We start from the raw sequence: 24,509 nt of genomic DNA on the forward strand, positions 1-24,509 counted from the left end.
GAGGTGCGGCGGGTTTTTGAAAGCAACAAAGCACATTTGGAAGAGATGTCATACGACGATGCGTTTCTGCATGGGGATGACGCTGCGAAAATTGCCAAGATGCAGGAAGTGAAGCAGAATACGCAGGTATTCTCCGTAGTCTCTTATCTTGATGTGACAGGGAAAGGCTTTAGTGTTGAAGGCGAACAGATTGAGCGCTCCGGTCGGGATTATTTCAAAAAAGTCATGCAAACACAGCAGACAGTAATCTCAGAGCCCCTCATATCGGGAAGCACAGGAAAGGTTGCCGTGGTTATTGCTGTTCCTGTGAAGGAGAACGGCGCTGTTGTGGGGATCGTGACCGGAACGGTGAAGCTCTCGACTTTCAACGACGACCTCAAGGCTCTCTTCGTTCACCGTACAGGACATATGATGATTGTAGACGAATCCGGCGTTGTTATTATGGATCCCACAGATGAGTCACAGGTCGGCAAACTTGATCTCAGCAAGGAAATTCCCGATAAGCCGAATGGAGCTCCGCTCGTCGCGGGATTTAAGAATGTCCTCGACAAGAACGATTCGACCGTTGTTCACTATGTGGATGGGAACGGCGAGGATCTAACGGCAATGCTCGTACCGGTGCAGCTTGACGGCCGCCGCTGGGTCGTGATCGGCGAGGTGGCGACGCGTGAGGTTCGTGAGGAAGCAAACAGTCTCCTCGGCATTCTCGCAGGGCTGACGCTCGTGATGCTTCTTCTCGTGTCGGGTATCGTATTCCTGATGACGAACAGCTTTGCCGTCAATATTAAAAAGGTCGTTCGTGCGTGCGATCTCCTGAACGACGGCGATCTGCGCGACAAACCGAAGACAATCACATCGGAGGACGAGTTGGGACAGCTCTCCGACGGCTTCATCAAGATGCGCAGAACTCTGCATCACCTCATCAGCAATGTCCAGGCGCATGCCCTTGAGCTCTCTAAGTCGGCGGAAGCAGTATCGTACGCGTCGCAGCAGTCGGCGGATGCATCGACGCAGGTGGCGGACACCATCACGGAGATTGCGGCGGGTGCGGAGAAGCAGCATGAGTCGGCGGTCTCGGTGACGAACGCGGCGACAGCGATTTCAGCACATACGGCGACGATGTCGGAGCGTGCAGAGGAAGTTGCGACGGTCACGAACAATACCATCGAACGCGTCCGCGAAGGGCGTCACTCGATTGACAAAGTTGTCAACTACATGCAGCAGATTAAGACCGGATCGGAGACGGTCGAGGCCGCAATTACGGCGCTTGGAAAGAGCTCTGAGGAGATCAGCCACAGCGTTGACGTCATCGCGGGCATTGCGGAGCAGACAAACCTGCTCGCGCTCAATGCGGCCATCGAAGCGGCGCGTGCGGGTGAGCACGGGCGCGGATTCGCAGTCGTCGCCGAGGAAGTCCGCAAGCTCGCCGAAGAGTCGGGCGAATTCTCCAAGAAGATCTCGCAGACGATGCAGTCCGTGCAGGCCGATATGGAGCGCGCCATTGAGGCAGGCAGGCGCGGCGGCGAATACGTCAGCAACGGTCTGACCTCGGTGCAGACGGCGGATGAAGTATTCCAGTCGATTTCGGCTGCGATTCAGCAGCTCGATGCGGGCGTGAAGGGCATTACCGACGGCATTCGCCAAATGGACAGCGAGGCGCAGACGGTACGCGAGCAGATTGTCTCCGTGCAGGAGGTCAGTATGTCAAACGCGAGCAGCGTGCAGTCCGTTTCGGGCGCGGCGCAGGAGCAGTCGGCATCGATGGAAGAGATCTCGGCAGAGACGCGGACGCTCTCGAACCTCGCGGATCAGCTTGCCGGAGAAACAAAGGTGTTCAAACTGTAATTTATACAGCGATACAGAGGAGGCGGTGTATACCGCCTTTTTTCTATGTTCAAAGAAGAATTTGAATGTTTATTACCATTATATATTCATGATTTAATTACGATGCATCTTGTTAATGCTGATAAAATGTGATACGATGCATCTTAACAGTCGTATATAAATGGACGTGTTATGATAATTTTTGAGGAGAGAGGGAAAATGCAATTTAAGTCTATTCGGACGAAGTTTCTCGCCTTCGTCCTGCCGGTCGTATTGATCGGTTTTCTCGTATTCTTTGGCGTGAGCTATAAGATGTCGAGCGGCATGCTTGACGAGAATGCCGCAACGATCGGCAAAGGCATCGGCAAGCAGGCGGCGCTCGAGGTGCAGCGTGTTTTCGGCATGAACGAGGTGCAGCTGGAGGCAATGGCGCGTGATGACTCCATGATCCATGGGGATGACGCCACAAAGCTCGCGAAGATGCAGGAGCTCAAGAGGGATACGGATGTATTCTCGAACATAGGCTACATCAATCTCGACGGCACCGGGTTCGATGTGGACAATAACGTCCTCAACCGTGCGGATCGCGAGTATTTTAAGAGGGCGGTACAGACGCAGAAGACCGTTATTTCAGAGCCTGTCATCTCGTCGATTACGGGGAAGGTCGTTGTGGTCATTGCGGTTCCGGTGAAGGACAACGGTGTGCTCAAGGGCATCATTGCGGGAACGGTCGGACTTTCGAACTTCGACGAGAAGCTTGCATCGATGGCGACGTACAAGACGGGACAGCTTGTTGTTGCGGATGAGTCGGGACTCGTCATCATCCATCCGAACGAGCAGCAGCAGGTCGGCAAGCTTGACTTCAGCAAGGAAGTATCGAGTGTGAAGATTTCGCCGAGCCTTGTGACGGCGTTCAAGGAAGCCCTCGATAAGGATGCGCCCGCGACGGCACACTATGAGCGTGAATCCGGTGAGGAGATGACGGGCATTCTCGTTCCGGTACATCTCGAGGGGCGTCGCTGGGTCATCATGTCCGAGGCGTCGGACAACGAGATCCTCGCAAGCGCACATCATCTTCTTCTGATCCTTGCGGGGCTGACCATCGTGATGCTTCTTGCCATTTCGGCGATCATCTTCTTCATCTCTCATAATTTTGCGGAAGGCATCAAGCGCATTGTCCGCGTCTGCGAGATTCTGAACAGCGGCGATCTGCGTGAGATACCGAAGACCATTACGTCCCAAGACGAGATGGGGAAGCTCTCCGACGGGTTCATCCAAATGGGTCGGACACTCAACAAACTCATCAAGGGCATTCAGGCGAATGCGGGCGATCTCTCCGAATCGGCCGGGGCGTTGACGGATGCATCCCAGCAGTCGGCGGAGGCGTCGAACCACGTTGCTGTGTCTATCACGGAAATTGCGGAAGGTGTCGAGCGTCAGTCGGAGGCATCTCGCTCCGTAGCTGAGGCCGCGGCGGCGATCTCGAATCATGCGGCGGAGATGTCCAAGCGTGCAGAGTCTGTGGCTCAGGTGACGAGCGATACCGTCGACCGTGTCAATGAAGGGCGTCGCTCCATCGATGAAGTTGTCAACTATATGCACCAGATCAAGACGGGATCGGAGACCATTGAGGGCGCGATCACGGCGCTCGGACGCAGCTCCGAGGAGATCAGCCGCAGTGTCGACGTCATTGCGGGCATCGCGGAGCAGACAAACCTGCTCGCACTGAACGCCGCGATCGAAGCGGCGCGCGCGGGCGAGCACGGACGCGGCTTCGCGGTCGTTGCTGAGGAAGTCCGCAAGCTTGCCGAGGAGTCAGGCGAGTTCTCGAAGAAGATCTCCCAGACGATGCAGTCCATCCAGGGCGACATGGATCGTGCGATGGAGGCAGGAAAGAGCGGAAGCGCAGACGTCGCGCGCGGGCTCGAGTCCGTACAGACAGCGGACGGGGTGTTCCAGTCCATCTATGATGCGATTCAAGATCTCGGTGACGGGGTACAGAGCATCACGGCGGGTATCCAGCAGATGGAGGGCGAGACGCAGACGGTGCGCGCACAGGTCGAAGAGATCCAAAAGGTCAGCACGGCGAATGCGGACAACGCACAGAACGTCTCTGCGGCGACCGAGGAGCAGTCGGCTTCCATGGAGGAGATCGCGGCGTCGACGCGGCGTCTCTCGAACCTCGCCGAAGAGCTTGCCGAGGAAACAAAGAAGTTCAAACTCTAATCCCATGGAGTTTTCAAAAACGGGGCATTGCACTTGCAGTGCCCCGTTTGCTGTTGTATGATAGGGGATATACAAAGGAGGCGGTTTCATGGGAAAAGCAATGATCATCGGCGCAGGCGGTGTGGCGAGCGTCGCCGTGCATAAATGCTGCCAAAACCCGGAGGTGTTCGAGGAGATCCTCATCGCGTCGCGTACGAAGTCGAAATGCGATGCGCTGAAGGCGAAACTGGACGGCGGCAAAACGAAAATCCAAACGGCGGCGGTCGATGCGGACGACGTTGCGGCGCTCACCGCGCTCATTCGCGAGTTTCAGCCGGAGGTCGTGCTCAATCTCGCGCTTCCTTATCAAGATCTGCACATTATGGACGCGTGCCTTGCGGCGGGCGTGCATTATGTGGACACGGCGAACTATGAGCCGGAGGACACGGCGAAGTTCGAATACAGCTGGCAGTGGGCGTACCGTGACCGGTTCCGCGACGCGGGGCTGACCGCATTGCTCGGGTCGGGCTTTGACCCGGGCGTAACGGGCGTATTCAGCGCGTACGCACTGAAGCACGAGTTTGACGAGATCAACTACATCGATATCCTCGACTGCAACGGCGGCGACCACGGTTATCCATTTGCGACGAATTTTAACCCCGAGATCAACATCCGCGAGGTCTCCGCGAACGGCAGCTACTGGGAGAACGGAAAATGGGTCGAGACGAAGCCGATGGAGATCAAGCGCGTCTACGACTTCGCCGAGGTCGGGAAGAAGGACATGTATCTGCTCCATCATGAGGAACTCGAATCCCTCGGGAAAAATATCAAGGGCATTCGCCGCATCCGGTTCTTTATGACGTTCGGCGAGAGCTATCTGACGCATCTGCGCTGTCTGGAGAACGTCGGCATGACGTCGATCGAGCCGATCGACTTCGAGGGACACAAGATCATTCCGCTCCAATTCCTCAAGGCGGTGCTCCCCGATCCCGCGAGTCTCGGCCCGCGGACAAAGGGCAAGACGAACATCGGCTGTATCTTCCGCGGGAAGAAGGACGGAAAAGAGAAAAATTACTACCTCTATAACGTCTGCGACCACGAGGAATGCTACAAGGAGGTTGGCTCGCAGGCGGTCGCCTACACGACGGGCGTGCCCGCGATGATCGGCGCGATGATGGTCATGACGGGCAAATGGAGAAAGCCGGGCGTCTACAACGTCGAGGAGTTCGACCCCGATCCGTTCATGGACGCGCTGAACCGGTGGGGTCTGCCGTGGCAGGAGAACCGCAATCCTGTCCTCGTGGACTGATGGCAGCGCAGTGCGGGGAGCGGCGCACCGAGTGGGATGCCGTTCCGACGCCCTCCTATCTCGTCTATGAGGAGCTGCTGACGCACAATCTCGAAATCCTCTCGGGCGTCGCAGAGCGCACGGGGGCAAAGGTGCTGCTCGCGCAAAAATGCTTCTCGATGTACTACTACTATCCGCTCATCGGGCGTTACCTTGCGGGGACGACGGCGAGCGGCATCTACGAGGCGCGTCTCTCGCAGGAGGAGATGGGCAAGGAAAACCACGTCTTTAAGCCCGCCTACGAGGCGGAGGAGATCACCGCGCTCGCGGCGATCTGCGATCACATCGTCTTGAACTCCTTTTCCCAGTGGGAGCGGTTCGGCGCGGCGGCACGCGCGCAGGGGGCATCCTGCGGCATCCGCATCAACCCGGAGCGCTCGACGCAGGAGCACGCGATCTACGATCCGTGCGCGCCCGGCTCGCGCCTCGGCGTGAAGATCGCGGAGTTCCCGGAGACCCTGCCCGAGGGGATCGACGGTCTGCACTTTCACACACTCTGCGAGCAGGGGGCGGATGCGCTCGCCGTGACGCTCGCGGCGGTGGAGGAGAAGTTCGGGAAATATCTGCACGGGCTGAAATGGCTGAATTTTGGCGGCGGACATCACATCACGCGCGCGGACTACGACGTCGCACTGCTGGAAGAGTTGATTCGTCATGTGCAGGAGACCTACGACGTCGCCGTTTACCTCGAGCCGGGCGAGGCAGTCGCGCTGAATGCGGGGTATCTCGCGGCGTCCGTGCTCGATGTGCGCGCGGACGGCAACGTGATCCTCAATACGTCCGCCGCCTGCCATATGCCCGACGTGATCGAGATGCCCTACCGCCCGCCCGTCGTCGGCGCGGGCGAGGCGGGGGAGAAGGCGCATACCTATACGCTCGCGGGGCCGACCTGTCTCGCGGGCGACACGATCGGGACGTATTCGTTTGACGCGCCGCTCGCGCCGGGCGACCGCGTCGTGTTCGGCGATATGGCGATTTACACGATGGTGAAGAACAACACGTTCAACGGGATGCCGCTCCCGTACATCGTTGCCGTCGATTCGTCGGGCGCGTGGGAGATCGTGCGCTCCTTCGGCTATGAGGACTTTAAGATGCGGCTGTGAGCGGTGTGGTGGGAATCAAAGGAGCATGAATTGATGACAGAGAAGACCCGGGGCGGAGCGCCCGATCTCCGGCGTGCGGCGGCGGCGATGCGGGAGTTCCTTGCGGCGCTGGGCGTTTCTGCGGCGTCCTGTGGGATGGAGGAGACGCCCGCGCGGACAGCAGAGCTGTACGCGGAGCTCTTTGCGGGGCTGCGGAACGATCCCGCGGCGCTATGGGAAGAGACGATGATCGAGGATACGGCAGGGCTCGTCGCTGTGCGGGATATTCCATTTTACTCTATGTGCGAGCATCATCTGCTGCCGTTCTTCGGGACGGTCGATATTGTCTACCGTCCGCAGGACGGGCGTGTGGCGGGGTTCGGCATCTTTGCGCAGCTCTCCGCGCTCTATGCGGCGCGCCCGCAGCTGCAGGAGCGGCTGACGGCGCAGATTGCGGATGAGATTATGCGCGGTCTCGGGGCGTCGGGCGTGCTCGTCGTCATTCGCGCGCAGCAGCTCTGCATGATGATGCGCGGGGAACGCGCACACGGGACGCAGACGGTCACGGCGGAATACCGCGGCGCGTTCCGGTCGGATGCGGCGGAGACAGCCGCCGCGTGGAAGATGCTGGGAGTACATGAATGACGGCAAAGAGAATCTATCGTTTTCGTGACGGAAAGAACCTGACCCTCGGCGCGCGCACGCTCGTCATGGGCATTTTGAACGTGACGCCCGACTCGTTCTCGGACGGTGGGCGGTGGAACACGCGGGAGCGCGCGCTCCGGCATATGGAGGAGATGGTGCAGGACGGCGCGGACATCGTCGACGTCGGCGCGGAATCGAGCCGTCCCGGATTTGTGCCGATGAGTGCTGCCGAGGAGATGGAGCGACTGATGCCGCTGCTCGAAGCCGTCCTACGGGAATGCCCCGTGCCCGTCTCTGTCGACACGTTCAAGGCGGAGACGGCGCGTGCGGCACTCGCGGCAGGGGCGCACATCCTCAACGATATTTGGGGTCTGCAATACGCCGAAGAGCCGGGCGAAATGGCGCGCGCGGCGGCAGCGGCGAACGCGCCCGTCGTCGTCATGCACAATCAAAACGGCACGGAATACGACAGGGATATCATCGCGGCGATGCGGGAATTTTTTACAGTCTCCATGGAAATTGCGGATGCGGCGGGGCTGTCTAGGGAGAACATTATCCTCGATCCCGGCATCGGCTTTGGCAAGACGCCCGCGGCGAATATGCATGTGATGCGGCGTATGGACGAGCTGATTTCCTATGACGGGGCGGACTATCCTCTGCTCCTCGGCGCGAGCCGCAAGAGCTTTATCGGAGCGGCGCTTGATCTGCCTGTAGAGGAGCGCATGGAGGCGACGGGCGCGGCGTGCGTGCTCGGCATCATGCGCGGCGCGTCCATCGTGCGCGTGCATGATGTGAAGCCGATCGTGCGCATGTGCCGGATGACGGATGCGATACTGAGGGCGTAATATGGATCGAATTTTTTTGCGCGGCATGGCATTCTCGGCATGTCACGGCGTGCTCCCGCATGAACGCGAGAACCCGCAGCGCTTTGTCGTGGATGCGGAGCTGCTGATCGATTTGCACGAGGCGGGGGCGCGGGACGACCTTGACGCGACGGCGAACTACGCGGAGCTCTATGAGATCGTGCGCGCCGTTGTGGAGGGCGCGCCGAAACGCCTCATCGAAGCCGTCGCCGAGGAGATCGCGGTGCGCGCTCTCGATGTGTTCCCGTGCGTACGCGCCGTGCGCGTGACCGTGCACAAGCCGGACGCACCGATCGGCGGCGTATTCGCCGATGTGGGCGTCGATATTGTGCGCCGCAGGGGACAATGACGATGCGGACGGCATACGTCGGGCTCGGGGCAAATCTCGGCGACCGCGGCGAGACGATGCGGGAGGCTCTGCGCCGCATCGCCGCGCATCCTCGGATGCGGCTTGCGGAGGTATCGGCGTTCTACGAGACGCCGCCGTGGGGAAAGACGGATCAGCCGCCGTTTCTCAATGCTGCGGCCTGCATCGAGTTTGACACGACGCCGCAGGATCTGCTTGCAGCGCTGCAGAATATAGAGCACGCACTCGGCAGGGTGCGGCGCGAGCATTGGGGTGCACGTACGATCGACCTTGATATCCTGCATATCGACGGCGTGGAGACGGCGGGGGAAGAGCTTATACTGCCGCATCCCTATCTCTGTGAGCGCGCCTTTGTGCTCGTGCCGCTTGCGGAGATCGCGCCGCACCTTGTCGTGCACGGAAAGATGGTGACGGCGTGGTGTGCGGCAGTTGATACGTCCGGCATTGTGCGCGCGCCGGAGCTCGCCGCACACTATCCGCTCGAACTCATTGCGGCGGTGGATGAGGATATGGGCATCGGGCGCGCGGGTGGATTGCTGACGTCCTGCGCCGAGGATATGGCGCATTTCCGTGCGGAGACGATCGGGGGCATCGTCATCATGGGGCGGCGCACGATGAAGAGCCTGCCGGGCAAGCAGCCGCTCGCAGGACGGGAGAACATCGTGCTCTCGCGGACGCTTGACCGCGCGGACGGCTTTCATATCGTACACGACCTCGCGGCGCTTTGGCATCTGCTCGGGCGGCTAGATTCCGATGCGGCGCGCCGCATCTTTGCGATTGGCGGGGAGGAATGTTACCGCGTGCTCCTGCCGTATGTGCATCGCGCGCATGTGACGCGTCTCATGGGCAGATACGGCGCGGATACCTTTCTGCCGCCGCTCACGGATTTTGCACGGACGGCGGCGTGCGCAGGAAAAGACTGTATCTTTGAAATTTACAACAGAATCTAGGAAGAATGCGATGGCAAAAGCAATTTTTCAAAACGACTGGCAGGAGCTGCTTGCACCGGAGATGGCACAGCCGTATTACAGCGAGCTGCGCGCGTTTCTCATCCAGGAATATCGAACGCGGCGCGTTTATCCCGATATGTATGCGATTTTCAATGCGATGCACTATACGAGTTTTGCCGATACGAAGGTTGTCATCCTTGGACAGGATCCCTATCACGGCGACGGGCAGGCGCACGGGCTCTCGTTCTCCGTGCAGGTTGGCGTCGCACCGCCGCCGTCTCTGCTCAACATCTACAAGGAACTGCAGGATGATCTCGGCATCGCGCCGCCGAACCACGGCTGTCTTATCCCGTGGGCGCGCCGCGGCGTGCTCCTCCTCAACACCGTGCTCACCGTCCGTGCCCATGCGGCGGCGTCGCATCAGGGGTATGGGTGGGAGCAGTTCACGGATCACATCATCCGTCTGCTCGGTGCGCGGGAGCGTCCGCTCGCGTTCATCCTGTGGGGCAATCCCGCGCGGCGCAAACGCGCGCTCATCACGAATCCCGCGCATTTCATCGTCGAGTCGCCGCATCCGAGCCCGCTCTCGGCACACCGCGGATTCTTCGGCAGCCGCCCGTTCTCGCGCGTGAACGATTTCCTCGTACGCGCGGGTGAGACGCCGATCGAGTGGGCGCTGCGGCCGGCAGAGGAAATTGAAGTATAAATCGAAATATGAACGAACGTCTCGAAAGGAGTATCCATATGAATATCAAGGGAATGCGTCTCGTCTGCGCACTTGGACTCGTCTTTTGTCTCGGCGGCTGCGGCGCGCCGGGCGCGTCGTCGAAGGCATCTGCGGAGATGCCGCGCGGCATCGTACAGAAAAATCAGCCGAAGGACGGGCAGGCGGAGATCTATCTCGCGGGGGGATGCTTTTGGGGGACGGAGCTCTATACGAGTCTCGTGTACGGTGTCGTCTCCGCCGAGAGCGGCTATGCGAACGGCAAGACCGCGAACCCGACCTATGAGGAGGTATGCAGCGGCAGCGGACATGCGGAGACGGTGCATGTCGTCTACGATCCGCGTATTGTATCGCTCGATGAACTGCTGAATGTGTTCTATGACTCGATTGACCCGACGACGCAGGATCGGCAGGGCAACGACGTCGGGCGGCAGTACCGTTCGGGGATTTACTATGTGCCGAACGCGGACGGGAGCGAGACGGCGGACGAGCGCACGATCCGCGCATCGCTGGACGCGCTGCAAAAACGCATTGGCAAGCCGATCGCCGTTGAGATGGGCCCGATTGTGAATTTTTACCGCGCGGAGGAGGGGCATCAGGAATACCTCACGAAGAACCCGAACGGCTACTGCCACATCTCGCCCGCAAAGATCGCGGAGATGCGTGAAAAGCGCGCAGCCGCGGAGAAAGCCGCCGCAGAGAAGCAGACGGCACAGCATCCGAGCCGCACCTATGAAAAGCCGTCGGATGCGGAGCTGAAGGAAAAGCTGACGGATATGCAGTACGCGGTGACGCAGGAAAAGGCGACCGAGCCGCCGTTCCGCAACGAATACGATCACGAGTTCCGCGCGGGCATCTACTGCGACATCACGACGGGCGAGCCGCTCTTTGTCTCGACGGACAAATATGACTCGGGCTGCGGATGGCCGGCGTTCTCGCGCCCCATCGACGATGCGCTCATCGCGGAGCATGAGGATCGCTCGTTCGGTATGGTGCGCACGGAGGTCACGGCGGCGGGCAGCGGCGCGCATCTCGGGCATGTCTTTGACGACGGCCCGCAGGCGAGCGGCGGCCTGCGCTACTGCATCAACAGCGCTTCCCTGCGCTTTATCCCGAAGGAGGACATGGAGGCGGAGGGCTACGGCGACTATCTCTATCTTCTTGAAAATCAATAAAGCTCATAACTGTGCCGCTTCCGGGGATTGCGGCGCAGCGCTGTATTCTTGTTTCAATGGAAAGAAGATGTTTTTATGAAAATGGAAAAGGGGAAAATTCTTGCGCGCCTGGTTTGCGGCGCACTGCTCGCGTCCGGTCATCACGCCTATGCTGCATCGGCAGCGGATGATGCGCAGGGCATGGACACCTACACGTTGGGGGACGTCGTTGTGACGGCGACTCGAAGCGAGAAGAACGATGTGGATGTTCCGGCGGCGACGACGGTCATCACAGCGGATGAGATCAAGGCGAGCGGAGCGGCACATGTGTCCGATGCGCTTGCACAGGTCAATGGATTTACCTACAAATCCTTTGGTCCAAACGGCGCGTCGATGGGAACCATGACGAACGAGGTGAATCTGCGCGGTGCAAAGGGCGGCGCGCTTGTACTCGTGAACGGCAATCCGATCTCGTGGCGCGGAAAATATAATCTCGATGCGATTCCGGCATCTGCTATCGAGCGCATTGAGGTTGTGAAGGGCGGCGGCTCCGTGCTCTACGGCAGTGAAGCGGTCAGCGGCGTGGTCAATATCATCACGAAGCAGCACGTGCAGAACGAGGTTCATGCAGGATTCGGCAGCTATGGACAGCGCAGTGCCGGCATGAGCGTCGGGGATGACCGCTTCAGCGTGTATTATAACTGCGATAAGTGGGGGCATCAAAACGGGCTGACCTATACGAATGTTGCTCAGACGCGCTTCAAGGGAGAAACACGGACGGACATTCATGATGTAGAGAAGAAAAATCTCGGCATCGGCTATCATATCAACCCGCATTTGGATTTCCTGTTCAATCTCTATGAATCCTCCGCGCGTTACCAACGCTATGTGACGGCGCGTCATGCGGGCAGCATCCCACTGACGATTGGGGAGCCGTATAATAACCGCAAATACGAGACGAGGCAGTACGTCACCCAGCTCAACTACCATGATGCGGATTGGAAAGGAAGTCTGTACTTTAATACAAGTACGATGGAATTTGCGGGATCGGTGTACTTTAACGGAAGGGGCGGCGCGCGCACGCCGGACGGGTTCTACGATTCGCGCGAGAAAAATATGACCTACGGGCTGGATCTTCAGCGGACATGGAAGGTCAATGCTAAGGCGACGGCGATCCTCGGTGTCGACTTCGAGCATGAATATTATGCCGCGCTCCCGACGGTCGCGAGTAATAAGGACGACCGATATTCCCGCAACAATTGGGGGATTTTCGGTCAGTGGGAGCAGCGCTTTGACGAGCGCAATACGGGGATCTTCGGTCTGCGCGAGACGTGGACAACGGGCGCGGCGAAGCGGCAGAATTTCCACAATCTCAGCGCGTCGGGACAGTGGCTGCATAAACTGAACGCCGAGAGCAGTCTCTATTTGAACATCAGTCAATCGTTCGTCATGCCAACCTTCGCGCAGATGTACGGGGAGAATGGGCGGCAGCTGCCTGCATCCAATCTGCGTCCGCAGACGGGGGTTAATTACGAAATCGGCTGGAAGAAATCGCACGGCGGACACATATGGAAAGCCGCATTCTTCCATATGAACGTCAAGGATAATATCACGGCAAAGGTGAATACGGGAAGAACCGAATATCAATACACGAATGAGGATTTCCGCAATACGGGTGTGGAGCTCTCCGCGGATATTAGGGGGACGCACGGATTTTCCTACAACTGGGGACTGACGTGGCAGAACCCGGAGACGAACAGCACGGCTGTTGCGGGCGGGTGGGATCGCGCGTTTGGCAAGATTCAGCTTACGGGCGGCATACACTATCAAAAAGGGAAATGGAACTCCGCAATCACGGCGTCCTATCTCGCCTCGCGCGTGCAGTCACCGTCGGCACAGCGTTCCTATGCGGCAAAGCCTTATCTGCTCACGACGTGGAACACAAGCTATGCTCCGGACGATCACAGTGAGATCAGTCTGCGGATTGACAATGTGCTCGACCGCAAGGATACGACGATGCACAGCGGAACAGTTTATTATACGGCGTCTATCAATTATCTGCTGAGTTACAGCTACAGGTTCTAAAGGGATAGACGCTGCGAAACGATTTAAGGGAGAATCGAAATGGTGCAGCTCATCAATGTTTCAAGTGCGGACTGCGACATCTGCAATCTGCCGGGCGGAACGCCGCAGGGCGTGGAGTCTCTTTTGCAGTGCTACGGGCTTGACGGCATTGAGTTCATGGTCTGCGATCCAAAGGACACAGGGCTTTTTCCCCGACGCATCGTGCGCGGCGTTCATCTGTGGTTTTACCCCTCTTGGATGCATTTTTGGCACGGCAATGCAGAGCTCCTTGCACGCGACTATTCACCCGAGCAGGTGCGCTGCATCTTCGGTGACTCGCGCGAGGAGTGGCTGACGCGCTTTCGTGATAACTTCCGCGTCGCGGGAGCGTGCGGGGCGGAGTACGCCGTCTTTCACGTTGCGCACACGGGGCAGGGCGAGATCTTTTCGCGCAATTTTTTCTACGACGACAGGGATGTCGTCGAGGGGACGATCGAGGTTGTGCGCGAGCTCGTCTCGGCGCTGCCGCAGGACTGTATGCTGCTCTATGAAAATCTCTGGTGGCCGGGGCTGACCTTTCGCGATCCCGTGCTTGCCGCGCGTCTCATCGAGGAGACGCCGCATGAGCACACGGGCTTTATGCTCGACACGGGGCATCTCATGAATACGAACTGGGATCTGCGCACGGAGGAGGAGGGCGTCGACTATGTGCTCGATACGATCGAGGGGCTTGCACGATATGACAAGGAGCTAGCCGAACGCATCCGTGGGCTGCACCTGCATCAATCGCTCTCGGGGGCGTATGCGCGCACTGTGCAAGAGGCGGCGCGGCGCGGCGAGATGCCGGAGCACCCGACGCCGCAGGAGTCCATCGACTATGTGCTGCGCATCGACCGGCACGCGCCGCTCCATACACCGCGTGCGCGAGAGATTATCGACCGCGTGCGCCCGCACTGGCTTGTCCATGAGTTTATCCCCACGGATACGACGGACTGGGAGGAAAAACTCGCGGCGCAGACGGCGGCGATCCGGTGATGACTGTGTGATAAAATATTAATTGTATTATAAAGAGCCTTTTCATATATGGTGTTCTATGGTACAATCTCTGAGAGAATGGGATGAGACTTTTGTCGTATGGAGGGATAAGAATGGTAGGAAAGAATGCGGAGACGGCGCCGGAGATCGGCGGCGACGGGCTCTCTGCAGCGATTGATCGCCTTGTTGCGGGACATGAGAAGAATGAGCTGTTCGAGAAGATATCCGGCGGTACGCCTTATGCGGCGGAGCTGAACGAATTGATCGGGTGTGTCAACGAGGAGCTGGAGTATCAGCGGTTTCGGCTGCGTACGGTGAACGAAGCGGTGCACTCGGGCATGTGGTACATGAAGATCAATGCGGACTTCAGCATCGCGTATGCCATATGGTCGGACGAGTTCCGCCGCATGGTCGGGTTCAAAGGAGAATCAGATTTTCCGAACAAGGTGGAGTCATGGAGCTCGCGTCTGCATCCGGAGGATGTGGATCACACGATCAGCTCGTTTACGAAATGCATCAAGGATCTGAGCGGGCAAACACCGTACGACGTGGACTATCGGCTCAAAGTGCATGACGGCAGCTATCGCTGGTACCATGCGTCCGGCAACGTCGTGCGCGATAAGAACGGGCACCCCGAGGAGATCATCGGCGTCTTTGTCGATATCGACGCGGACAAAAAGAATAAGGAATCGCTGGAACAGAGCACGCAGAAGAAAGAGCAGTTCTATAAAGAACTGGGCACGATGCTGAGCAGTCTCTACGCATCCATCGACGGTATTACGGGCAGTGTGAGCGAGACGACGGAGCAGACCGTCGAGCTCTCGGGCGTCCAAGAGGAGATCACACAGGCAGCCGAGGATGCCTGCGGGCAGACGGAGAACACGCTCAAGATGACGGAACTCATCATGAACATCTCCAAGCAGACGAATCTCCTAGCGCTCAACGCGTCCATCGAGGCGGCGCGCGCAGGCGAGGCGGGGCGCGGCTTTGCCGTCGTCGCCGAGGAGGTACGCAAGCTCGCGGACAGCAGCCGCGACGCGACGACGAAGATCGTGGAAGCCCTCGGGTCGATGCAGACGGCGACGAACAACATCGTCGATAAGATCAACTCGATCAGCCGCCTGATCGACAATCAAGCATCGAATATGAAGGAGATCAGCGCATCCGTCGAAGAGGCGAAGGCGATGTCAAACAGCATTGAGGAGCTTTCGCGGAACCTCTAAGTATAAGACTTTTGCAGGGGCTGTAACGAAATTGTGTTTTTGACACGTTCGTTACAGCTCTTTTTTGCGCACGTTACAACAAAAAAGAACTGGTCGATAAATAAAAAATATGGAAGAATACGGTTGAGTTTATGCGCCCGCAATCCTATAATAGAGAATAACAGAACCTGAAAGGAGCGGATACGATGGGCAGTGAAAAGAACGGCACGCTCAGCCGCAGGAATTTTCTCAAGGGGAGCGCGCTTGCCTTTGGTGGTTTTGTCGCTGCGCCCGCCCTGCTCGCGGGATGTGGGGAAAATCCGAACGATCGATTGATCCCGCCTTCGCCTCCGGCGGCGCCGCCTCCTCCGCCCGCATGGCTCGGCACGGCTCCCGAGATTCCGGATGGAAAGATCGCCGAGGAACGCGTCGCCGATGTGGTAATCGTCGGCGCGGGACTTGCCGGCCTGACCGCCGCGCGTGCGGCATCGGAACACGGCGCGTCGGTTCTCGTCATGGAACGGGCGAGCACATGGCAGTGCCGCAGCGGGCAGTACGGCACGATCGGCAACCGCTATCAGCGGGAACTCGGCATCACGTTCGACAAGAACGAAGCGATTCTCGAGAATATGAAGCAGATGGGCTATCGCTCGGATCAGCGCATGTGGAAATACTGGGCGGATCACAGCGGCGCGGATTTTGACTGGATGCTTGACCTCGCGCCCGCCGTTCATCTGATGAAGGGGACCGACACGGAGCTAGACCGCACGAAGATCAACCTCATGATGATGCACTATCCGCTGCCCGAGGGATATAACCGCGCCGAGGAGAACAGCCCGACCTATCCGACGGTCATGACGCTCCTGCCGAGTCAGGAACCGCTCCTCACGCTCGTCTATGAGAAATGCCTTGCGCAGGGGTGCAAATTCATCTTTGCGACGCGCGCGCAAAAACTCATCCGTGAGGACGGGGACGGGCGCGTCACGGCGGTCGTCGGCGAGGACATTCACGGAAAATTTGTCAAATGTACGGCGCGCAAGGCGGTCGTCCTCGCGACGGGAGACTACGGCAACAACAAGGAGATGATGTCGTATTTTGTGCCGTGGGCGGTCGATTATCTCAATGTGTTTCCGAACCGCGACGCGTGGGACAGCCCCACGAATACGGGCGACGGGCACAAAATGGCGGCGTGGGTCGGCGGAAAAATCGAGGACGGACCTCACGCGCCCATGATTCACACGCTCGGCGGGCCGCTTGGCGTGGACGCCTACCTGCTGCTGAACGACGACGGGAAGCGGTTCGTCAACGAGGACATCGGCGGACAGCAGCTCTCCTGCGCCATCTATCGGCAGCGCGGCGATTATGCGTGGCAGATATTCGATGCGAATTTTCCGAAGCAGCTCGGCGCGATGGGCGTATCGCACGGCAGTGTGAACCACTGCGTCCCCGCCGCGGAAAATCCGAAGCTCCCGCCCGACTGCCAATGGGCGATCGGACGAACATCCTATACCTCCGTGGAGGATGTAGAGAAAACGCCCGGGCTCGTGCGCGCGGATACGATCGAGGAGCTTGCCGCCGCGCTTGCGCCCGAGCGGCCCGCCGTACAGCGCACGATCCTCTCGGAGATCGCGCGCTACAACGCGCTCGCACATGCGCATCTCGACACGGACTTCGGCAAAGCATCAAAGCGGCTCTTCCCGATTGAAAAGCCGCCGTTCTATGCAGGAAAGATGCTCGGCGGCGCGCTCCTCGTCAATATGGGCGGACTGACGGTGAACCCGGAGGACGGCAACGTACTCGACAGGGGTTATCACGGCATTCCGGGGCTGTACGCCGTCGGCAACACACAGGGCGGGCGGTTCGTCGGGGACTATCCCGTCGTGACGGCGGGTGTCAGTCACGCCTTTGCCCTCGTGTACGGGCGGCTCGTCGGCAACGTCGTCGGCAAACTTTGAGGAGGGAGTATGATGCGATTCCTATCCAAACTCAAACGTCCGCGCGTGCTCTTGCTCCTCGTCATATGCGCTGCGGCGGCAGGATTCGGCAGTCTCGCACTGCTCTCGGCGGTGAGCGCAAAGCCCGCCTTTTGCGCGACCTGCCATAACATGCAGCCCGAATACGACAGCTTCACACACGACGGCTATCTTGCGAAGGCGCATGCGGATATGGGCGTGACCTGCCACGACTGCCATAAGCCGACGCTTGCGCAGCAGATGAAGGAGGGCTGGCTTTTCGTCACGGGCAACTATGAGAACCCCATGCCGAAGTACGGCTTCAAGAACGAGCAGTGTCTTTCCTGTCATGATTTCGAAGCGGTAAAGCGCACGACCGCGCACTACGGCAAGGAGAACCCGCACGATCCCGTCCATCTCGCCGGGAACGAGAACCCGCAGCAATGCATGGACTGCCACAGTATGCATCACAAACAGTCGGCGAAGAAATGCAGCGCCTGCCATCCCGTGAGCTGGAAGCTCGACGCGAGCTGGGAACAGTGAGCGCGGAACGGGACAATTTATCTATATGTAGATATAAACAAAAATAATTATTAAAAAGGTGAAAATATTAGTTGACAGGATACGTCTGTGGTGCTATGATAATTCCAACAAAAGGACATACCCAATCGGTCGGCATCGGCGCGGTTGGTTCAGCACAAAAGGAGGATGTTCAATGTCTCAGATCAATAAGGAAATCAGCGATTTTAAGGTAGACGCGTTCCAGAAGAAGGAAGGCGCCGCACAGGGCGAGTTCAAGCAGTACACGAAGGCAGACCTCAAGGGCAAGTGGAGCGTGTTCTTCTTCTATCCGGCGGACTTCACGTTCGTGTGCCCGACGGAGCTTGCGGATCTGCAGGAGCAGTACGCGGAGTTCCAGAAGCTCGGCTGCGAGATCTTCGGCGTCTCCTGCGATTCGCACTTCGTTCACAAGGCATGGCATGAGAGCTCCGAGCTCGTCGGCAAGCTCACCTATCCGATGCTCGCGGATCCGACGGCGAAGCTCGCACGCGACTTCGACGTCTACATCGAAGAGGACGGTCGTTCCGAGCGCGGCACGTTCGTCGTGAACCCCGAGGGCAAGATCGTTTCCTACGAGGTCAGCGCAGGCAACGTTGGACGCAACGCCGCAGAGCTTCTCCGCAAGGTGCAGGCGCTCCAGTTCGTCGCCGCGCACGGCGATGAGGTTTGCCCCGCACGCTGGAAGCCGGGCGAAAAGACGCTGAAGCCGAGCTTCGATCTCGTCGGCAAACTCTAAGATGCTATATAGGGCACTTTGCGAGGGCGCTCGTAAAGTGCTTTTTTTCTATGAAAAGACAGGGGTGTACGGATGGACAAAATGTATGATGCGGTCATCGTCGGCGGCGGCCCTGCGGGACTCTCCGCCGCAATCTACCTCGCGCGTGCCAAATGCAAGGTGCTCGTCGTCGAGAAAGAAAAAACGGGCGGGCAGATCACCATCACCGCCGATGTCGTCAACTATCCGGGACTCGGGAAGATCAGCGGCGCGGAGCTCGCCGCGCAGATGGAACAGCAGGCGCGCGGATTCGGCGCGGAGTTCCTGTCCGCCGAGGTCATCGGGCTGAAGCTCGACCAAGACGTCAAGGAGGTCGAGACGACTGCGGGCACGATCGAGGCGCTGAGTGTGATCCTCGCCACGGGCGCGAACCCGCGCAAGGTCGGATTTGCGGGAGAAAAGCAGTTCCAAGGGCGCGGCGTCGCGTACTGTGCGACCTGCGACGCGGAGTTTTTCACCGGGATGGACATCTTCGTTGTCGGCGGCGGCATGTCGGCGGTGGAGGAGAGCATGTTCCTCTCGCGCTACGGCAGATCGGTCACGATCCTCGTGCGCGGAGACAAGTTCCGCGCGCCGCAGACGGCGGTGGACGCGCTCGCGAAGTATGACAACATCAGCGTGCGGTTCAACACCGTCGTCGATGCCGTCGGCGGCGAGACGATGCTCTCCTATGCCGATATCCGCAACGATGTGACGGGGGAGACGGAGCGCTTCACGCCGCGCGCCGGCGAGACGTTCGGTGTCTTTGTCTTTGCGGGGTATGTGCCGAACACAGCGCTGTTCCGCAATCTCGTCGCACTGAATGAACAGGGCTACATCATCACGGATGAGCGGCAGGAGACGAATGTCAAAGGCGTATTCGCGGCGGGCGACGTCTGCATCAAAGAGCTGCGCCAAGTCGTGACGGCGGTCTCCGACGGTGCGGTCAGCGCGGTCGCGGCGGAGCGTCATGCGGCGGCGCTGCATGACCGCCTGCATCTGCCCGCGTTCTCGCGTCCCGAGGTCGATACGGCGCGCCTTGAACAGCGCAAGAACTCGATCGAAAAAGATGCGGCGGAGGGGAACGAGACGAATTTCATCTCCGCGGAGATCCGTGAGCAGCTCGCTGCGGTGTTCGAGAAATTCGCCGCCCCCGTGAAGGTCGTCGGTCACTACGACGGCGGCGATCTCTCGGCGGAGCTGCGCGGCTTTATGGAGGAGTTCGCGGGGCTGACGGACAAAGTGACCTATGAGGCGAAGCAGGATGCCATAGGCGAACCGGGCGTTGAGTTCCTGCGCGCGGACGGCACGTCGAGCGGCATCACGTTCCACGCGGTGCCGGGCGGGCACGAGTTCAACTCGTTCATCCTCGCGCTCTACAATGTCGCGGGACCGGGACAGGAACTGCGCCCCGAGACGCAGGAAAAGATCGCGCGCATCACGAAATCTATCGATGTGAAGGTTCTGATGTCGCTGTCCTGCACGATGTGTCCCGATGTGGTCGCGGCAGTGCAGCGCATCGCCTCTCTGCGCGGTAACGTCCGTGCGGACATCTACGATATCCGGTATTTCCCGGAACTCAAGGAGCAGTACAGCGTTATGAGCGTTCCCTGCATGATCGTGGGGGAGGAGCTGCACTTCGGCAAGAAGAACATCGACGAGATCGCCGATATCCTGGCAAAATAATACCGCATTTTACGCGCCCCTGAGCAAGGCGACTGTCGGTAGATATTTGCCGGTATCCATATGTTTTTTGTGTATATATTTTAGTAAAGGAGAGTTCATCATGGAGCTGAAGGGGTCACAGACGGAGAAAAATCTTTGGGCGGCGTTTGCCGGCGAGTCGCAGGCGCATACGAAGTACCTGTACTACGCGTCGCAGGCGAAGAAGGACGGTTACGTTCAGATTTCGGACATCTTCAACGAGACGGCGGTCAACGAGAAGGCGCACGCCAAGATTTGGTTCAAGCTTGTCGCCGGTATCGGCGATACGAAGGCGAACCTTGCCGCCGCGGCCGCGGGAGAGAACGAAGAGTGGACGAGTATGTATCCAGAGTTCGCACGCGTGGCGCGTGAAGAGGGGTTCGACAAGATCGCCCGTCTCTTCGACGCGGTCGGCAAGATTGAGCAGAGGCACGATACGCGCTATCGGATCCTTCTCGAAAATGTCGAGGAGGGACGCGTGTTCAAGCGCGATGAAAAGATCATCTGGCAGTGCCTGAACTGCGGCTATGTCTGCGAGAGCCCGCAGGCGCCGATGAAGTGTCCGGTCTGCGAACATCCGCAGTCGTTCTTTCAGCAGGTTGTGCAGAACTACTGAGGCGTGAGATGGATTTTTGCGCTCTACCGTGATTTCCAACCATATGAAAAGGAGCTGTTACACACGTTCGTGCAACAGCTCCTTGTTTTTGAGGAGAACGTATATGTCCATGCGAAAAAAATTCGATCTGTCCGCGTACCTCGTGATCGGCCCGGAGAATACGAACGGGTGCCCCGTTGCGCGCGTGATCGCGGAGGCCGTGCGGGCGGACTTTACCTTCGTTCAGATTCGGTCCAAAACGGCCGAGGCGCGGGAGCTCATTGACCTTACGCGTGCGGCGGCTGAGATTATCGCGGCACAGGAAAAGTCCGAGCGGGTCGCGCTCGTCGTCAACGACCGTCTCGACGTTGCGCTTGCCGCGCGGGACGCGGGGATAAAGGTGGACGGCGTCCATGTCGGACAGAGCGACATTCCGCCCGAGATATGCCGGAAATATTTGGGCGAGGATGCCGTCGTCGGCCTCTCCGCGCGGATGTCTGCGCTCATTGACTACGTGCGCGCGTGCGATACCTCCTGCATCGACTACTTCGGCGCGGGGCCGCTGCACCCGACGGCGACGAAACCCGATGCGGGGCGGGATGCGGCGGGGCATATCGTGACGCGCAGCCTCACGGAACTCTCCGAGCTGCACCGCGTGAGCCCCCTGCCCGTCGTCGTGGGCGGCGGGGTCAAGGCAGGCGATCTGCCCGCTCTGCGCGCTGCGGGCGTCGAGGGATTCTTCGTCGTCAGCGCCGTGGCATCCGTCGCGCATCCCTTCGCCGCCGCGGATGAACTTGTACGCACGTGGCGCGCAGCAAGATCATAGGTACGGCAGTTTATTTCTCGTAGTATTTCAGGAGACTCTGCGTTCCTTCCGCGCCGAGCCCTTTGTCCTCGAGGGTGCGGGCCTCTTCGAGTACTTGCCTTAGAACGGGAAGCGTGAGACCGCGGGCGCTCCCCGTCTCCACGCCGATATTCATATCTTTGATGAAGTGTTTGAGCATAAAGCCGGGGTCAAAATTGCCGTCGAGCGCCATGCGCACCATATGGGACATCTGAAAACTCGCCGCCGCGCCGCCCGAGATGGAGGCAAAGACCTTTTCGACGTCCAGTCCCATTGTTTTCGCATAGGCAAACGCTTCGCATGCGCCCGCCAGCGCACCCGCAATGGCGATCTGGTTCGCCGCCTTGGTCTTTTGTCCCGCACCCGCCGCGCCCTCGTAGATGATGTTCGACCCCATCGCGGCAAAGACGGGGCGCATCGCGTTGAACGCGTCTTCGTCTCCGCCGACGAGGATGTTCAGCGTGCCGGCGCGCGCGCCCATATCGCCGCCCGTGACGGGGGCGTCGAGCGCATAGATGCCGCGGTTTTTCGCCTCCTCGTAGATGCGCGCGGCGAGCGTGGGGGAGGAGGTCGTCATGTCCGCGGTGTACGCCCCCGGCGCGAGATTGTCGAGAATACCGTCCGCACCGAGGTATAGTTCCTCGACATCGGCGGGGTAGCCGACAATCGTGATGACCACGTCCTGTCCCTTCGCGCACGCGCCCGGCGTATCGCAGTAACGCGCGCCGCGCGCGACGAGCGCGTCCGCCTTTGATTTCGTACGGTTGTAGACGCTCAGCTCGTAGCCCGCATCCATGAGATGCCCCGCCATGGGCGCGCCCATCAGCCCGAGGCCGATAAATCCGATCTTTTTCATCAGGTATCCTCCTTTTCGTCTCCGGTTCGTCCTGCATTCAGTGTAACAGGCGGGCGGGGAACTGTCTACAAAATCCTGCGGAACGGCAGGATTTTTTCATTTGATTTCGAATGTTATAAGACAAGACGAAGGCGGAATCAAAGCGAAGGGAGCATCCATATGCGGCTGGAATTTCTAGGGGCGGCGCACGTTGTCACGGGATCGTGCTATCTGCTCCATACGGGCGATCGCAAATATCTTGTGGACTGCGGCATGTATCAGGGGACGCGCCGTCTGCGCGAGATGAACTATGAGCCGTTCCCGTTCAACCCTGCGGAGATCGAGGCGGTCTTTTTGACGCACGCGCACATCGACCACTGCGGGCGCATCCCACAGCTCGTACGCGAGGGATTTCGCGGGAAAATCTACGCGACCAAGGCGACCTGCGACCTCGTGCGCATCATGCTCCCGGATTCGGCGCACATCCAAGAGAGCGACACGGAGATCATGAACCGCAAGAACGCACGCCGCAGCGAGGCGCCGGTCATGCCGCTCTACACGCAGGCGGATGCCTTTGCCGCGCTCGAGCACTTCGAACCCGTGCCGTATCACGGCATGTTGAACGTAGACGACCTGCATCTGAAATATTACGATGCGGGGCATATCCTCGGCTCTGCGATTCTCGAGATGACCGTGACGGAGAACGAACAGCAGACGAAAATCGTATTTTCGGGCGATCTCGGTCAGCCCAATCAACCCATCCTGCGCGATCCCGAGCCGATCGCGGGCGCAGATTTCCTGCTCGTCGAGTCCACCTACGGCGACCGCGTACACCGCGACTACGATAAGGAAACGGCGCTCCTCGAGGTCATCCGCGACACGATGGATCGCGGCGGCAACGTCATCATCCCGTCCTTTGCCGTCGGCAGAACGCAGACACTGCTCTATTATTTTTACCGTCTCTGGAAGGCGGGACGGCTCGACGGCGACATCCCCATCATCATCGACAGCCCGCTCGCGATACAGGCGACGCGCGTATTTCTAAGCAACTACGAGGACTTTGACGAGGAGTCAATCGCGTTTTTTGGGAAAAACGGCAAGATTCCCGCGTTCCCTCAGGTGCGCATCGCCGAGTCCGCCGCGGACTCGCGCGCGCTGAACTCCGCCGAAGGCTCGGCGATTATCCTCTCGGCCTCCGGGATGGCGGATGCGGGGCGCGTCCTGCATCATTTGAAACACAATCTATGGCGTCCCGAATCGACCGTGCTCTTCGTCGGCTATCAGGCGGAGGGGAGCCTCGGGCGGCGGCTCGTCGACGGCATCAAGCGCGTGCGCGTCCTCGGCGAGGAGATCGCGGTCAAGGCGCAGATCAAGATGCTCGACGGATTCTCTGCGCACGCGGATGCGGAGCAGATCGTCGACTGGATGCGCGCGCTCACCGCGCCGCGCCCGGCGAAGGTGTTCCTCGTGCACGGCGAGGGACACGCGCAGGAAGCGCTGCGCGAACGCATCAACGAGGAACTAGGGCTCGAGGTCTATGCGCCCTTCCTCGGCGATGCCGTAACGATCTCAGGGCGCAGCGCCATCCTCATCCCCTCGCAGAGCGCCGCCGTCTCCGTCGAAGCGGAGATGGAGGACGTCATGCGCGACTTCGACGCCGAGTACCGGCAGCTGCGCAAGGCGATCATCCGCACCGTCGTTCGCCACCCGCAGCTCATGGAACCCATCATCCGCACCATGCAAAAGGCGCGCACCTACTTCAAAAAACTCGCCGCACCGTATCAAATCTAAAGGGATAAAA

General features: G+C 59.4%; 21 protein-coding genes. 20 read left to right on the forward strand and 1 reads right to left on the reverse strand.

Annotated elements, in window-relative coordinates:
• The 19 genes from HMPREF1147_RS01750 to HMPREF1147_RS01840 all read left to right on the forward strand — a co-directional run.
• Positions 1–1,845 (forward strand): methyl-accepting chemotaxis protein (locus tag HMPREF1147_RS01750; protein ID WP_037351014.1); only part of this gene is annotated, 1,845 nt, incomplete at its 5' end.
• A 198-nt stretch (positions 1,846–2,043) separates the two neighbouring features.
• Complete coding sequence (locus HMPREF1147_RS01755; protein WP_009657448.1) at positions 2,044–4,050, forward strand: methyl-accepting chemotaxis protein; 2,007 nt, start codon at positions 2,044–2,046, stop codon at positions 4,048–4,050.
• Positions 4,051–4,138: 88 nt separating this feature from the next.
• Positions 4,139–5,338, forward strand: a complete 1,200-nt coding sequence (locus tag HMPREF1147_RS01760; protein WP_009657493.1) for a saccharopine dehydrogenase family protein — start codon at positions 4,139–4,141, stop codon at positions 5,336–5,338.
• Positions 5,338–6,480: a carboxynorspermidine decarboxylase gene (nspC, locus tag HMPREF1147_RS01765; RefSeq protein ID WP_009657458.1), complete on the forward strand. Its 1,143-nt coding sequence runs from the start codon at positions 5,338–5,340 to the stop codon at positions 6,478–6,480. The genes HMPREF1147_RS01760 and nspC overlap by 1 nt, the downstream gene beginning before the upstream one ends.
• A gap of 33 nt (positions 6,481–6,513) precedes the next feature.
• Positions 6,514–7,104 carry a GTP cyclohydrolase I gene (gene folE / locus HMPREF1147_RS01770; protein WP_009657487.1) on the forward strand — a complete coding sequence of 197 codons (591 nt, stop codon included), beginning with the start codon at positions 6,514–6,516 and terminating at the stop codon, positions 7,102–7,104.
• Positions 7,101–7,949: a dihydropteroate synthase gene (folP, locus tag HMPREF1147_RS01775; protein ID WP_009657501.1), complete on the forward strand. Its 849-nt coding sequence runs from the start codon at positions 7,101–7,103 to the stop codon at positions 7,947–7,949. Before folE ends, folP begins: the two co-directional genes overlap by 4 nt.
• A 1-nt stretch (position 7,950) precedes the next feature.
• Positions 7,951–8,316: a dihydroneopterin aldolase gene (folB, locus tag HMPREF1147_RS01780; RefSeq protein WP_009657488.1), complete on the forward strand. Its 366-nt coding sequence runs from the start codon at positions 7,951–7,953 to the stop codon at positions 8,314–8,316.
• A 2-nt stretch (positions 8,317–8,318) separates the two neighbouring features.
• Entirely contained in the window at positions 8,319–9,284 is a 966-nt protein-coding gene (gene folK, locus HMPREF1147_RS01785) for a 2-amino-4-hydroxy-6-hydroxymethyldihydropteridine diphosphokinase (RefSeq protein WP_009657452.1), read from the forward strand.
• A gap of 10 nt (positions 9,285–9,294) precedes the next feature.
• Complete coding sequence (locus HMPREF1147_RS01790) at positions 9,295–9,990, forward strand: uracil-DNA glycosylase (protein ID WP_009657495.1); 696 nt, start codon at positions 9,295–9,297, stop codon at positions 9,988–9,990.
• A 38-nt stretch (positions 9,991–10,028) separates the two neighbouring features.
• Complete coding sequence (gene msrB / locus HMPREF1147_RS01795) at positions 10,029–11,183, forward strand: peptide-methionine (R)-S-oxide reductase MsrB (RefSeq protein ID WP_009657492.1); 1,155 nt, start codon at positions 10,029–10,031, stop codon at positions 11,181–11,183.
• A 75-nt stretch (positions 11,184–11,258) separates the two neighbouring features.
• Positions 11,259–13,247, forward strand: a complete 1,989-nt coding sequence (locus HMPREF1147_RS01800; protein WP_009657483.1) for a TonB-dependent siderophore receptor — start codon at positions 11,259–11,261, stop codon at positions 13,245–13,247.
• Between the two features lie 39 nt (positions 13,248–13,286).
• Positions 13,287–14,261, forward strand: coding sequence for a sugar phosphate isomerase/epimerase (locus tag HMPREF1147_RS01805; protein WP_009657486.1), 975 nt, complete (start codon positions 13,287–13,289; stop codon positions 14,259–14,261).
• A 113-nt stretch (positions 14,262–14,374) separates the two neighbouring features.
• Positions 14,375–15,484, forward strand: coding sequence for a PAS domain-containing methyl-accepting chemotaxis protein (locus HMPREF1147_RS01810; RefSeq protein ID WP_009657471.1), 1,110 nt, complete (start codon positions 14,375–14,377; stop codon positions 15,482–15,484).
• A gap of 185 nt (positions 15,485–15,669) precedes the next feature.
• Positions 15,670–17,418: an FAD-dependent oxidoreductase gene (locus HMPREF1147_RS01815; RefSeq protein ID WP_009657480.1), complete on the forward strand. Its 1,749-nt coding sequence runs from the start codon at positions 15,670–15,672 to the stop codon at positions 17,416–17,418.
• 9 nt (positions 17,419–17,427) lie between these two features.
• Positions 17,428–17,958 carry a cytochrome c3 family protein gene (locus HMPREF1147_RS01820; protein ID WP_009657467.1) on the forward strand — a complete coding sequence of 177 codons (531 nt, stop codon included), beginning with the start codon at positions 17,428–17,430 and terminating at the stop codon, positions 17,956–17,958.
• A 172-nt stretch (positions 17,959–18,130) separates the two neighbouring features.
• On the forward strand, positions 18,131–18,712 hold the full coding sequence (ahpC, locus tag HMPREF1147_RS01825) for an alkyl hydroperoxide reductase subunit C (protein WP_009349019.1): 582 nt from the start codon (positions 18,131–18,133) through the stop codon (positions 18,710–18,712).
• A gap of 72 nt (positions 18,713–18,784) precedes the next feature.
• Positions 18,785–20,416 (forward strand): FAD-dependent oxidoreductase, encoded by a 1,632-nt coding sequence (locus HMPREF1147_RS01830; RefSeq protein WP_009657489.1) that lies wholly within the window; start codon positions 18,785–18,787, stop codon positions 20,414–20,416.
• 100 nt (positions 20,417–20,516) lie between these two features.
• Complete coding sequence (rbr, locus tag HMPREF1147_RS01835) at positions 20,517–21,050, forward strand: rubrerythrin (RefSeq protein ID WP_009657476.1); 534 nt, start codon at positions 20,517–20,519, stop codon at positions 21,048–21,050.
• Positions 21,051–21,153: 103 nt separating this feature from the next.
• On the forward strand, positions 21,154–21,855 hold the full coding sequence (locus HMPREF1147_RS01840) for a thiamine phosphate synthase (RefSeq protein ID WP_009657465.1): 702 nt from the start codon (positions 21,154–21,156) through the stop codon (positions 21,853–21,855).
• 10 nt (positions 21,856–21,865) lie between these two features.
• On the opposite strand, the gene HMPREF1147_RS01845 is transcribed toward HMPREF1147_RS01840, so the two are convergent.
• Entirely contained in the window at positions 21,866–22,729 is an 864-nt protein-coding gene (locus HMPREF1147_RS01845) for an NAD(P)-dependent oxidoreductase (protein ID WP_009657468.1), read from the reverse strand.
• A gap of 159 nt (positions 22,730–22,888) precedes the next feature.
• Here HMPREF1147_RS01845 and HMPREF1147_RS01850 point away from each other — a divergent pair, with 159 nt between their 5' ends.
• A complete protein-coding gene (locus HMPREF1147_RS01850; RefSeq protein WP_009657475.1) occupies positions 22,889–24,499 on the forward strand; it encodes an MBL fold metallo-hydrolase RNA specificity domain-containing protein in 1,611 nt (536 codons plus the stop codon).
• Positions 24,500–24,509 lie beyond the last annotated feature (10 nt).

The organism is Selenomonas sp. FOBRC9, from assembly GCF_000287655.1.
GTDB lineage: Bacteria > Bacillota > Negativicutes > Selenomonadales > Selenomonadaceae > Centipeda > Centipeda artemidis.